This window comes from candidate division KSB1 bacterium (assembly GCA_034506395.1).
Taxonomy (GTDB): Bacteria; Zhuqueibacterota; Zhuqueibacteria; order Thermofontimicrobiales; family Thermofontimicrobiaceae; genus Thermofontimicrobium.
The window spans coordinates 1-13,456 of the sequence record JAPDPQ010000047.1 but is presented as its reverse complement, the minus strand read 5'-3'; the positions used below and the strand labels follow the sequence as shown (position 1 = coordinate 13,456).

8 protein-coding genes are annotated in these 13,456 nt (G+C 44.4%); 3 read left to right on the top strand and 5 right to left on the bottom strand.

Annotated features, from left to right (window positions below):
- Positions 1–152: 152 nt before the first annotated feature.
- Positions 153–1,061: a DMT family transporter gene (locus ONB37_18910; protein ID MDZ7402233.1), complete on the top strand. Its 909-nt coding sequence runs from the start codon at positions 153–155 to the stop codon at positions 1,059–1,061.
- A gap of 54 nt (positions 1,062–1,115) precedes the next feature.
- On the opposite strand, the gene ONB37_18905 is transcribed toward ONB37_18910, so the two are convergent.
- Complete coding sequence (locus ONB37_18905; GenBank protein ID MDZ7402232.1) at positions 1,116–2,315, bottom strand: NAD(P)/FAD-dependent oxidoreductase; 1,200 nt, start codon at positions 2,313–2,315, stop codon at positions 1,116–1,118.
- Positions 2,316–2,573: 258 nt separating this feature from the next.
- Here ONB37_18905 and ONB37_18900 point away from each other — a divergent pair, with 258 nt between their 5' ends.
- Both ONB37_18900 and ONB37_18895 read left to right on the top strand, forming a co-directional pair.
- Positions 2,574–4,019, top strand: coding sequence for a M20/M25/M40 family metallo-hydrolase (locus ONB37_18900; GenBank protein ID MDZ7402231.1), 1,446 nt, complete (start codon positions 2,574–2,576; stop codon positions 4,017–4,019).
- A 495-nt stretch (positions 4,020–4,514) separates the two neighbouring features.
- A complete protein-coding gene (locus ONB37_18895; protein MDZ7402230.1) occupies positions 4,515–4,862 on the top strand; it encodes a carboxymuconolactone decarboxylase family protein in 348 nt (115 codons plus the stop codon).
- Positions 4,863–5,243: 381 nt separating this feature from the next.
- On the opposite strand, the gene ONB37_18890 is transcribed toward ONB37_18895, so the two are convergent.
- The 4 genes from ONB37_18890 to ONB37_18875 form a co-directional block, all read right to left on the bottom strand.
- A complete protein-coding gene (locus ONB37_18890; GenBank protein MDZ7402229.1) occupies positions 5,244–7,817 on the bottom strand; it encodes a glycoside hydrolase family 3 C-terminal domain-containing protein in 2,574 nt (857 codons plus the stop codon).
- Between the two features lie 352 nt (positions 7,818–8,169).
- Positions 8,170–10,722, bottom strand: coding sequence for a DEAD/DEAH box helicase family protein (locus ONB37_18885; GenBank protein MDZ7402228.1), 2,553 nt, complete (start codon positions 10,720–10,722; stop codon positions 8,170–8,172).
- A gap of 158 nt (positions 10,723–10,880) precedes the next feature.
- On the bottom strand, positions 10,881–11,468 hold the full coding sequence (locus ONB37_18880) for a hypothetical protein (GenBank protein ID MDZ7402227.1): 588 nt from the start codon (positions 11,466–11,468) through the stop codon (positions 10,881–10,883).
- A 399-nt stretch (positions 11,469–11,867) separates the two neighbouring features.
- Positions 11,868–13,456 (bottom strand): site-specific DNA-methyltransferase (locus tag ONB37_18875; protein MDZ7402226.1); only part of this gene is annotated, 1,589 nt, incomplete at its 5' end.

Sequence of the window (13,456 nt, the reverse complement as noted above, 5' to 3'; positions counted from 1 at the left end):
AAAGCAATATCTGTTGCTTTTAATCAATGAATCGATTATATTCCGCATCCAAATTATGCTATTTTTTTGACGAGATTTTCCAAATTATAGAGCTTTCTATCCGATAAGGATTCTGAGTTGATCACATCAAAATTAGTTTGAGGTCATTATATATGGGTCAATTTATTGGTGAAATTGCGGCACTGACGACATCAGTAGCATGGTCATTTACTTCGACATTTTTTACAATCGCTGGCAGACAAGTAGGGTCGATGATCGTTAACAGGACGCGGTTGTTATTCGCCAGCGTTTATTTGATGATCACCCATCTTGTTTTATATGGAGCGCTTTTGCCAGTGGCTGCTGATTTGAATCGCTGGAAATGGTTGGCCTTATCTGGTCTGATCGGTCTGGTATTAGGTGATGGGATGCTATTCGAAGCGTTCGTACTTATTGGGGCTCGCCTCTCAATGCTGATGATGTCCTTGGTGCCCATTATCTCGACAATCCTTGCATGGTTATTCTTAAAGGAAATTTTAACAGTTTTCGAAATCATCGCTATCGCAATGACGGTCGGAGGAATCGTTTGGGTCATCTTCGAACGCAATCATCAGAGTCAGCGGGAGAATCCTGGGGAAATGCGCAATTACGTTCTAGGGATCCTTTGCGCTTTTGGCGGCGCATTGGGACAAGCATTCGCGTTGATCACTGCAAAGAAAGGATTGGGAGGAGACTTTCCAGCTCTATCAGCCAATCTGATTCGTGTACTAACTGCTACGGTGTTTTTCTGGATCATAGCAATTGTTCGGGGTGAAGCTGGTTCCAACTTTGGTTTCTGGAAGAATTTAACAGCTCGTTGGGCGATCATTGGCGGCTCGATCTTTGGGCCGTTTCTTGGTATCTGGCTCTCGATGATCGCCATTAAATATTCACATATTGGTATTGCCTCGACACTCATGGCCCTGCCGCCTATTTTTTTGTTGCCGATTTCTTACTGGATTTTTCATGAGCGTCATAGCTGGAGGACCATTATAGGAACAGTTCTGGCTGTTGCTGGAGTTGCTATCATCTTTTTAGCGTAAATTTGCAAGTGCTCGCATGAGTAAAAATTCCATCTTTAGTCTGACTAGACAAATTTAAATACTCTGAACCAATTGCATGACATATTCGGCGATCGCTAAACAGGCAGTGAGCCCTGGCGAGTCAATCCCAACTAATTGAATGCATCGAGGATGCTTTTCATCCGGTTCGATCACCCAATCAAACTGGTTTTTCAATCTTGCCTGAATACCAGTCTGGTGCAATTCAATGTCTTCAGTTCGCAAATTGGGAAAAAATGAGTGGACCATCTCCCAAAAATAAGGTGGTTCAAACAAATCTTGAGCATAGTTTTCTCTGTCTTCAACACCTTTCGTCGCTGGGCCAATCGTCACGATATTGCCAATTTCATAGCTATCATCAACCAGATCAAATGTTGGAGTCAAATGCACTCCCACCGTTTTCAAAACTTGCTTTGCTTTAAATAAACTTTGAAATTCTGCAAATGGAATCACAAGTTTTCGGCCAGTTTTATCCAATGGATATGGGGTCGGATAAATGTTCAGGCCATGATGAAAAATTTCTGACCGTCGTGACTTATAAAATTTTGCCATTTCACCCCGCACTGGCAAAATCTCATAGGGACACTCAGGATTGACCTTTTTGGCGATGACATCGGAGTACAATCCGGCTGAATTTATGAGAACTTCGGTCTCAAGTATTTCATGACGATTCGGACTTATGAGCCCAACTTCAAAATATTGTCCCTTCGCTTTTATTTCTGTCACCTCGGTACCAGTTAAAAAATAAACACCGTTTTGTCTCGCCAAGGTTGAGAGGCGACGCACAAGTTGGGTGGGTTCTACAATCCCTGAAGTCGGGAAATAAGCAGCCTGGCGGCAGCGAATGTTCGGCTCCAAGGCCTTGGCTTGCTCAGCAGAAAGCATTTTTGCACCCGGGACATTATTTTGAATGGCAATATCAAACGTATCCTTCAAATATTCAAGTTGCCATTCCTCGGTAGCGACGACCAACTTGCCCGTCATTCGATGCGGTACCCCGAATTCCTGACAAAAATCATACAATTTCCGATTTCCAATTACAGAAAGTTCCGCTTTCAGCGGCGACTCTTCTTTCGGATAATAAATCCCCGCATGTATTACCCCAGAATTACGTGAGGATTGATTCTCCCCAGTCACCTTGGGATTTTTCTCGATGACAAAAATATCATCACATTTTTTGGAAAGTGAATAAGCGATTGCACACCCCACGACACCTGCACCCACAATCGTTATCATGACTCGTTCCGCCATAATTACGCGTTTTCTCCTAATCGATATCCCTAACTCTCTGATAATGCAAATTCATTATTTTTGTCTTCTATCATCTTATTAGAAAAATAAAAATCTTTTATTTCAGAAACAACGAAATATTTGATTCTTTGGATTTGATTTATTATATTATTCGCCGCTGAAATTGGTGATTTGATCAATTAACGCAGTTTGGTAATTTTGCTTTTCCTAAGCGCGAGCCAAATAGTACAGAGCAGAGATAAAATGGATATACTTGACGATCCTGTCGCTGTTCTCCAAAAATATCTTCGAATTAATACCACCAATAGCCAAAATGATCTGGATGCATGCAGCTTTTGGTCGGCTATTTTCTCTCGTTACCATATCAAAAACCAGATTCTTCATATTGAGGATTACCATAATTTTGAAACATATACAGATTCCCCAGCCAGCGAAAGAATTTTATTGCACAACCATCTCGATGTGGTGTCGGCGAATCCAGCAAATTGGGAGCATGATCCATTTGGCGGACACATTGAAGGCGGCTTTCTCTATGGCAGGGGTGCGCTGGATATGAAATCCATCGCTGTGGCCCAGGCGTACGCCATGATTCGGCTGAGCAAAGAAAACCATCCGCGATCAAAATGGATCAAATTTTGTTCACTGGTGCAAGAAGAAACCACCTCGGAATTTGGGGCGAAATTTTATGTTCACCACTTGGCCAAACACGGCTATCAAAATCTTATCGTACTCGGAGAAGGAGGCTTTGGAGTACGACTGCCGGAGATTTTTGACGGTTACCTTTTGCTTTATGAATCAGAACAAAAAGGATTGCTTTGGTTGACTATAACGGTCCATTCCTGCGGAGGTCATGGTTCTTTAAGCGGCCCACGCAAAAACGCCAATCCAGTGCTCCGGGCTGCCAAGGTCGCCGAAAAATTGAGTAGTTATCGTTTCCCGATCAAAATCGAACAATCGGTTCGATATTTTATCTCCCATTTGCTGGATCAGAGTCACCATAAGCTCATTAGATCTCTACGCCTAATGCCAGGCTTTGAGCTTTTCTTGTTTAACACCAAAGCTGGCGCCAACTTATTGAATCGGGTTATGACTCGAGCCACTGGCATCCCTGATATGTTTCGGACTTCTTTGAATGTGACCAACATTTCTACCGATAAGATTGAAGGCATCGAGGAAAAACGCTCGCTTCCATTTTTCAGCTTAAGACGAATTTTTGGCCGATCACCAAAAAGAAAAATCAACCCGATCACACGGATGGGCATAAATGTGATCCCCAATTATGCGACTATTACCTGTGATATCCGATTTAGCTCGATTTATAACCCGGAATCATTGGTTCAACTTATTCGAACGATAATCCCCAAAGATGCTGATATGAGGATTATTCATTCCCAGGAATTTTCATCTTCTAACTATCGCTTGATTCATGATCCGGTCCAACAGGAATTGGCAAGATTTTCAAAGGAGCGGTTCCTGGTTTCTCCATTTCTCTTTTTGGCCAGTTCTGATAACTACTTCTTTCGTAAACATGGGCATCATGCCTATGGTTTGATGCCAATCGTCGTCCCAATTGAAGAATTGCAAAGGATCCACGGAGATAATGAGAGAATTAATATTCAGGATTTTCGGCAGGGGTGCGAAGCCTATTATCGAATTTTGAAATCCATAGTAGAGTCCATCAATGAGTGACTGGCAATTGCGAGCCCGTTTTGATATCATTGTAGGATTGTTATGATGCAATTCTCAGTTCTGGTCAATCGTCCGATTGAATAACATTCATCGCAATGCCTTTCATATCAAAACAGGGCTCGATTTCATTTCGTGAATAAACTTAGTCCGAGTTGAAAATCGCTGTCTCATTTTTATGAAACAAAACTCTCATCTCTTGTTTGCCGCAAATTCATCACACGGCAAAAATAGCTTTCTCATCATGTTAAAAAATTAAAATCAAATACAATCCTTCAGCATGATAGTTTTGTTGCTTTAATTGAGCTATCTTTATGGTGCTCTACAAAATGACTACATTCACAATATTGATGCCATGATTGAGAAAGGAAGCATCTCTTTAGGTACTATTCAGCACCATGAAAGAGACTTATGCTTCGAAGGAGTGACAATAAATTTTTTACGATTTTCTAAGCTTTCATAAATTTAATATGACTTACTTCAAGGAGAAATGCGCCTATGTCTGAAAACATCATTGAGAAATTCCAAACGGAACGAGCACGACTGAATGAAATTGTCATGAAATATGCCCAATTAGAAATGAAACGGTTCTGGAGTTTGGACGGCCAAGTCTATCGCGAGGGGGTGTTACCCGCCAAATTCAAAGAAATGTTGGGCCTGGTCGCCTCTTTGGTTTTGCGTTGCGATGATTGCATCAAATACCACATCATCCGATGTCATGAGGAGGGAGTAACCAGCCAAGAATTAGAGGAAGCATTATCCATCGGACTGATCGTTGGCGGATCAATCGTGATTCCGCATTTGAGGCGTGCATTTGAGGCCTGGGATGAATTGATGTCCAAATGAAATTAGTCACCAAAAATTCATTTATGTTCCCAGAGTTCAAAAATCATCATTCATGAAGAATTCTCCAAAATAGAAATTATGATTGGATCAAAAGCGGTTCGACCGTTTTGAAAACGATATTTCAAAAATTGTCTTTGCATCGAAGATCAAATGACGTTCAAAATGGTCGTCCGCGGCATCTTAGGTGACAAGGTCGTCCCAAAGTGTTGGACGATCCATCAGGAAAATCAGCCTGCGAAATAAAACTCATAAAAGTCCGTTACTGAGTGTATCAACCAAACGGATGGATCATAGGAATTGAATCTCGAAAATAGAAATATCAATCTTGTTTCATTGCAAATGCCATCGAAATTCAAATAGATTGCAATTGATCGAATTGTGTTATTGGTGTACATAGAACTTTGCTTTCAGTCCCGATTTTGAACTTCCACCGACCATGACTTCGAATTGTCCTGGTTCTAAAACCCATCCTCGCGATTCATCATAGCTAGATAGATCGGCTGGTCTTAATTGGAAAGCAACGATCTGCTGTTCCCCTGGTTTCAAATGAATTCGACGGAAGCCTTTAAGCGATTTGATCGGGGTCGGTCGAGGGCTTTTCAGATCAGTTAGATATAATTGTACCACTTCATCGCCAGCTACCAAACCGCGATTGGTGACAAGCACTTTTACCAGGATATTTTCATCAGGTTTTATTTTTTTTGGTCGAACCTGGAGTTTGCCGTATTCAAAATGCGTATAGCTCAGTCCATAGCCGAACGGAAAAAGCGGCTCACCCTTAAAATAGCGATAGGTTCGATTCGCCATATTGTAATCTTCGAATGGCGGCAACTGATCAACTGATTTATAGAAAGTGACTGGCAATCTTCCTGCTGGGTTATAGTCTCCGAATAGCACATCGGCGACAGCCGTACCTCCCTCTTGTCCCGGGTACCATGCCTGGATGATCGCTGGGATGTGTTCATTGGCCCAATTCACCGAGAGGGCGCTACCGCTCAGCAATACCAGCACTACCGGCTTTCCAGTCGCATACAGCGCCTCGAGCAATTGCTGTTGCACACCTGGTAGATCAAGAGAGGTTCGATCACCGCCACGAAAACCAGGCTCGTCCACTGGCATCTCCTCCCCTTCCAATTTGGGATGAATGCCGCCAATCATAATGATCACGTCAGCTCCTGCCGCTAAATCCACTGCCTCTTGAAATTCACGGTCTATAGCCCGAAAGAAATCCTCTCTATCTCCGGGTTTGATCCATCCCAATTGGACCAATGCCCCGCCTCGATTGTGGTAATATTCCAATTTTAGCTGATAATCTCGATTCGCTTCAAGAATAATAGCCTTGCTCATGGTTTGCGGAGGATGGTTTGTCCAATCCTCCAAAAAAAGCTGATTATCCAGATAAAGCCGAAAGCCATCATCGCTCTGAACTCCCAATTCGTATTGTGCGCTTTCTGGTACATTCAAAATGCCGGTCCAGCGAACAGAAAAGTGCTCTGGTTTCATCTCGGGATCGGGCGGATTGATCTTCCAGTTTAGATCGATGCAGGAGTCGAATCGAACCAAAAACGGCTCCCCTTCAAGGGTCATATTATCGAAATATTCTCCGCGCAAACCAATTTGATTTTCATAACCTATTGGAGGCTTAAATGCCGAGGCTGGGACCGGCCTGAGCTGCGGTTTTGACGGATAAATTAAATCGCAACCTTTACGATACACGACCTGAGTACTTGGAGCAACCTTTCGCTGAATCCCTTTCAAGATGGTCACAGGACGGGAAGGGGTTCCTTCATAATTGCCCAATAAGACCTCGATGTCATCGGCGTTAGGGCCGATCACAGCGATCTTTTTCAAATTCTTTTTTAAAGGTAGCATCTGGTTATCATTTTTCAATAGAACGATCGACTCCCTGGCCGCCCGCAGCGATAGCTGCCGATGTTCTTCACAATCATTTTTTTGATACGGAATTTGGGCATAGGGGACCATCTCAGGAGGATCGAACATACCCAACTGAAAGCGCGCCTTAAACAACCGTTTGACAGAAAGATCGATTTGGGACTCGGAAATATAGCCGCGCTGAACCGCGGTTGACAAATATTGGTAGTAGTTGCCGCAGTTGAGATCGCACCCAGCTTTTACTGCTATCGCAGCGGCCTCCTCAGGCGAATCGACAAGCTGATGGCTCTCAAAAATATCCCGAATCGCGCCACAGTCTGATACCACATAGCCATCAAATCCCCATTCTCCTCGAAGAATTTGGACCAGCAATTTATGACTGGCACAGCAAGCCTCGCCCTGATAACGGTTATAAGCGCCCATGATCGATTGGGCTCTCCCCTCCCGAATGCAAGCTTCAAACGCTGGCAAATACGTCTCGCGCAGGTCCTGTTCCGTGGTGATCGCGTCGAAATAATGTCGATCTGGCTCTGGGCCGCTATGGACGGCAAAATGCTTGGGCGTCGCAATCACTTTGAAATAGTTTGGATCATCTCCCTGGAGGCCTCTCACAAACGCCACGCCCATGCGCGCGGTAAGATACGGATCTTCACCGTATGTCTCTTGTCCCCTTCCCCAACGAGGATCACGAAAGATGTTGATGTTGGGCGACCAGAATGTCAATCCCTGATACATCCCACGCTGCCCCTGTCGCACAAACTCATGATGCTTGGCGCGGGCCTCAGTTGAAATAGCATCTGCAACTTCGAAGATCAATTCGGTGTTCCAGGTGGCCGCTAACCCAATGGCCTGCGGAAAGACCGTTGCAATCCCAGCACGGGCCACGCCATGGAGACACTCATTCCACCAATTGTATTCAGGAATACCGAGCCGTTCGATCGCCGGTGCGTGATACATCATCTGGGAGATCTTCTCTTCTAAAGTCAGCCGAGAGACCAGATCATCGACGCGTTGATCAATCGGGATTTCTGGTTGCAAGTAGAGCGGAAGTTCTTGAGCCATGACAGTCATGCGACAGAGAAAAAGCAAACAAAATTTGAATCGCCATAGTATTTTCATTGGGCATTACCTTTCGAAAAAGATGTTTCATCTAATTCAATGAAAACCAGCGGGAATCCAGGCTGCGGCTGGCACGATTTCTTCACCAAGAATAGCTTTCCCAAACCATTAAGGTTTAGGAAAGTTTGCCACCAATGACTGAATTTTTGCAGATTTTCTTTAGTTTCTCTCGGTACTCTCTGTGAAGCTTCGTGGGATCTCTCTCTTTAAGAAAAGTTGTAAGCAGTTCCACTTCAATAGACCTGAAATCTGAATTGTAAACTATTAAATCCTCTCAGTGACTATTAGGAATCACTCAATGATCCAGTGCAATACACAACTCCTCAAAGGTCTCAGGATGCAATTTTTCAAACTCCTGTTGCGGCACTTTCAAATAACGCCAGTTAGAGTTGGTGAGGCTGGTGGCTTTTTCGCACCATAATTGAGCGGCTTGATCTTTCAAAATAACGTCGACATCTTCTCTGCCTTTGGTTTCGATGATCCAGAATTTATTTTCCTGGCTTTTGACGACAAAATCAGGATAGTAATTTCGGATGTTGGCACGGGTATCGGTGTACTGGATGCAGAAACCAAATTGCTCGGGCAGCTTGGCAAAGGCAGCGACGTCTTCAGCGCCATCTAGAAATTTAGCGAAGCTGCGCTCGAATTCGTTGTCGCAGGCGACAAAATTGAACACCGTTTTTCGGGATTCCAAAAGCTGCTTTGAAAATGGGAACGGTGGGGTTGTCGAAAGCAAACGGCTTTGGCTCAGCAGTTCTGGCTCAGTTTCTTCCACAATGGCATCTCGCAGCCGCTTTTCAAATTCATGGCAAACCACATAACGAGCCACGTTGGTGCTCATGGCTTTGATCACCAATGGCTCATACAGATCGACGGCCCTTCCGAATGCCTTGTAATGAAAGAACTCTTTGATCTTGGGCGCCAGTGCGGCGAATTGGAGTGGCAGCTTCAGATCGTGAGCAATCAGTCTGGCGTAATAACCGATCACTTCCTCTGGCGTCTGTACAGGTGGCAATTGATATTCACGTTCTAAAATCTTTTCCTTCGTGATGATATCGACGCCCTCATAGATGAAGGATTTGATATCCTCATCTTTTTCGACCAGGGGCAAGGGATTGGTTTCAAATTTCATCACATCAATGGCAGCGATCTCCTGCGCCAGCGATTTTTTCCGCATCAAAATCGGTGTCAATTCAGGAATGCCAATATCGACATCCATTTTTTCTGGCACAGGCATAATGGTGAAAATTTTAAGCCTCTCTTTGCCAAGTTCAAACGTTTCGAATTTGATGTTTTCGATCTTTTCCAGGTCTTCGACAAAACTGAGAAATGCTTTGTTGCCGATGATGTCCACCCGTTCCTGATAATCGCTACTTAAATCACGAAACATGAGCCGCAAGCCACGACCAATGGTCTGTTCGGGTAAAATATTGGCTTTGGCCGTATAGGGACGCAGTCCCACCACGACGGTCACGTTCCGAACATCCCAGCCCTCCCGTAACATGAGCACACTGACGATGGCATTGACGGGCGATTCTTCGCTATCCACCTCTCGAGCGACTTTGCGGGCTTTGTCCAGATCTTTCTTGGAAATTTCTCCCGAGCGGTCCGTGTGAATCACCAGCGTTTTGTCCCCAGCAAATTCCTCTGGATATCGTTGCCTGAGCCAATCCGCCACGTCTTCCGCTTCCTCGGTGGTATTCATCATGATGAACAGCACGGGTTTTCGATGGAGAAACTTTAATTGTTCATTATATTCTTTCCAGCGCTCCACACTGGCAATCAGAAACGCTTTATATCTTACGGTAGCGATATCAGACTTAGCTTCTTCGACTCGGGAGATGCCTTTGAGCGGACGCTTAACGATGCCATCGATGATGGCCTGTTTCAAAGGATAATCGGAAATCGTCCATGAAAAAAGAGCACCTTTGGAATAACGTGGCGTAGCTGAAAAATCCAGTTGGGCCGCCAGCGGCCGATCGGCATGGAGGCGGCGAATGACGTTATTCCACTCGTTTTGCTCGTCATGGGTGTGATGCGCTTCATCATTGACGACCAAAAGCAAGCCCTCTCGTTTGGCGATGCGCTGATCAAAATCGGTGATTTCGATTTTTTGGGTTTGTGGCTTTGAACCAAGCACCGCCGTCATGATTTCAGGTTCATCATTTCGACTCAGGCTTTCTCGCTCATAAAATTGCTGGATATTGGTGAGGTACAGCGCCCCGATGCTGCTGGCCCGCTCAGGATCTCCTCGCATATAAAATTCCATATCCCACATCAAGCTAAAATGCTTCGGGAAAACAGGATCGATGCGGAAAATCCTGCCACTTTCAAAATCGGTTTTCAGCCGTTCAAACACGATCACGTTGGGTGCAATGATCAAAAAGGTCTTAGCGTATTGCTGATCATCTTCTCTGACGGCATTGAAATATTGCCAGGCGATGGCCAGGGACATCACTTTGGTTTTGCCACTGCCTGTTGCCATTTTAATGCAGAAACGAGCAAAATCATCGAATGGCGGCAGACGCAGCTCTTTGGTATCATAGGCAAATCGCTCCAATAGTGCTTTTCTCGAGCGAATCTTTTCCACTTCATAGACATAAATCAGCGTCTCAATTGCCTCACGCTGGGCATCGTAATATCGAAACGGTCGTCCATTATAGAGCCGATGATCAGTATGAAACCAATAGTTTAATAGCTCTCGTGTCGTATCGGTCACACCTTTATAACCACCTTGTCGCCAGGCGGCCACCGCTTCTCGAATGGCTGGCACACATGGCGCTGTTGAAAGCCTATCACGGAGATCCAATAATTCAAATTGATCTTTGCTGCGTTTTCTGCGGGGCATGATTAGCTCCTTTATTTGTGATGAGACGTTTCCTAATCCTTGAAGGATTAGGAAACGTTTCAACCCTTTTCTCAGCTAAACAATTCCTAATCCTCTGAGGATTAGGAATTGTTTCAGGGTATCATCCTTGAAAAGGTTTAGGAAACGTTTCCCCAAGATTAGGAATCGCTTCCTTCTACATACGGCTTTATCTTTTCATACTTCACATTTTCCCGATGAAACTTAATAAAATCTTCTCTCGATCCGAACCATTTTAAAACCTCATCCCGCATCACCTGAGTCGGTTGATCGCTAAGGATGGCATTATACGAGCTGAATTTCCATTTTTCGTATGCATCCACATAATGATGATGAATTGGATTATTGTGAATATAATGAATAACTGCAGTGAAATACCTGGGATCATCGACTCGGATGCGTTTAAAGCGTTTTTGAAATAGGCTACCTGTTCGATTATTTTCTTTGTTGAAAGCAAGGGCATAGCTTCTGAAAAAGAGCTGGAATTGATTTTCGAGCATTGTATTGATGTCGAGCTCGTCGGCACCGAGAGGATTCCTAATCCTCGCAGGATTAGGAATCCTTTCTGCATTTGTGTTGATGTCAGGCTCTTCAGCACCGAGAGGATTCCTAATCCTCGAAGGATTAGGAATCCTTTCAGCATTCTCAGGATTCCTAAACTTCTCAAGTTTAGGAATCCTATCTTTCTCCTTGACCCTGCTAAAAAAATGAAAATGCGTCGGCATCAAGCAATACGAGTAAACATCCAAAAATTCCGATAGATATTTCTGCCATCGCTCCAGGAAAAATGCGTAATTTCGCTCTGTTTTAAAAATGACTTCTTGATTGTTGCCTCTATTGAAAATATGGTAGAAATAGCCGTGATAAAATGTATCGTGATATTTGGAAGTCATGTTAAAAGCTCCCCTTTTTTGGTTGGTTTGTTAATAGCATTCCTAATCCTTTGAGGATTAGGAATGCTGAGTCATGCTAAACCTTCGTTCAATCAAGCAACAGAGTCTTTAGCTGCAGGATTGACAGCATTCCTAATCCTCAAAGGATCATAGCAGCATTCCTAAACCTTTGAGGTTTAGGAATGCTTTCAAGTTTAGCTTTCCTAATCCTCGCAGGATTAGGAAAGCTTTCTTTCAACTAACCTCCACCTCCACCATCTTCGTCGTATCATTCCCCAGAATATCGATCACTTTGATCACCACCTGATATTTGCCTGGCTTATCATATTCATGTTTTGTTTTCAGCTCAATCTTTGGGTCTTTGCGGGTGCGGTAGCTCTGCCATTCATTGTGGAACGTGTCGTTCTGATAATTCCAATCCACAGCCCAGTAGTCGATCCACTGGCTCCAGTGGGTGATGGCGGTTCGAACATCCTCGGGCACATCGTCGGGTGGGACGATAAAATCCGATAGCGCAATCGAAACCGTTCGCTTCTCAATTTTCACATCTACCGAAAGCGATGCCAGCTCAAAAAATTTGATGTCGCCCTGTTCCACGGCTTTTTTCTCCAGCACCTCACGGGGGATCTTTTTGAACTTCAAATCCACTTTATTGGCGGCAGCAAATTGGGCAGCGGTCTCATTGATTTCAAAGGCAAAATCCCAGCCCAGCACATCGATGCCGTTGCTGATGAGCTGCGACTCTTTGCCCACAATCTTCCAGAACTCCTGCACCATATTTTTGATGTCCGTGATGGTGACAGGCGCCTCCACAGAGCTGACATGCACCAAGCGACCTGCCTTGACGCCGTGCAGCCAGGTATACCCGTTGAGCGGCACGGCGTGATAGAGCTGCAAAATGAAATGGCGGTATTGCTGTTCCACTGACGCCTTGTTCTCGGCGCTCTGAAATTCGGCGCCCAGCCATTGCTGGCGCTCATATTTGCCCAGGTTTTGCACCACAAATGGCCTCACCCCAGGAATGCCTAACAGCCGCTTGCGAGTGGTGTGAATGGCAAATCGGCCCAGATCGCAGGCGATCCAGCGGCGATTGAGCTTTTCGGCAACAGCAGGAGTGGTGCCTGAACCGCAGAAGCAATCTAAGACGAGGTCGCCTTCATTTGAACTGGCTTTAATGATTCGTTCGATTAGTTTTTCAGGTTTTTGCGTTGAGTAATTGGTTCGTTCAACTGCTACAGGATTTACTGGGGGAATATCATCCCAAACAGAATCTATAATATCTCCTTCAAGCTCGTCTAAATAAATTATCCTCGTTCCTCCTTTTGTCGGATTTACATCATCCCTATAATATCTACCACTCTCATCTTTTTTCCATCTCTTCAAGTATTCTTTTGAATGTGGCTTAAATTGAGTGTTCCAGACATAGTTATCTGTTTTTGTCCATGACATTATAACATCATGCTTCATAGGAAATTTTTTTGCAGTTTTTCTCTTAAAGGCGAAGTATGCCCACACTACTTCATTTAAGAAATTTGAATAGCCAAAAACTTCATCCATTAAAGTTTTAACGTAATGACCAATATGCCAATCTAAATGTACATAAATCGAGCCATCTTCTGAAAGAAGTTCTCTCAATAAAACAGCCGTCTCATAAAACCACTGCAGATACGAATCCAATCCCCGCCCCCAGGTATCCCGATACGCTTTTTGTTCAATAATGCTCGGCTGCTTGGTAAACGTGGTGGTTTCATTTTCTTCGGTGTCGGGATTATCAGGGATGGTGGCGGAGAAGGAAAAATCAGCGCCCGTATCGAACGGCGGGT

What these genes read in the sequence shown, in the direction of transcription:
- ONB37_18910 (MDZ7402233.1), top strand. Translation starts at nt 153, where the DNA reads ATGGGTCAATTTATTGGTGAAATTGCGGCACTGACGACATCAGTAGCA.
- ONB37_18905 (MDZ7402232.1), bottom strand. Translation starts at nt 2,315, where the DNA reads ATGATAACGATTGTGGGTGCAGGTGTCGTGGGGTGTGCAATCGCTTAT.
- ONB37_18900 (MDZ7402231.1), top strand. Translation starts at nt 2,574, where the DNA reads ATGGATATACTTGACGATCCTGTCGCTGTTCTCCAAAAATATCTTCGA.
- ONB37_18895 (MDZ7402230.1), top strand. Translation starts at nt 4,515, where the DNA reads ATGTCTGAAAACATCATTGAGAAATTCCAAACGGAACGAGCACGACTG.
- ONB37_18890 (MDZ7402229.1), bottom strand. Translation starts at nt 7,817, where the DNA reads ATGGCTCAAGAACTTCCGCTCTACTTGCAACCAGAAATCCCGATTGAT.
- ONB37_18885 (MDZ7402228.1), bottom strand. Translation starts at nt 10,722, where the DNA reads ATGCCCCGCAGAAAACGCAGCAAAGATCAATTTGAATTATTGGATCTC.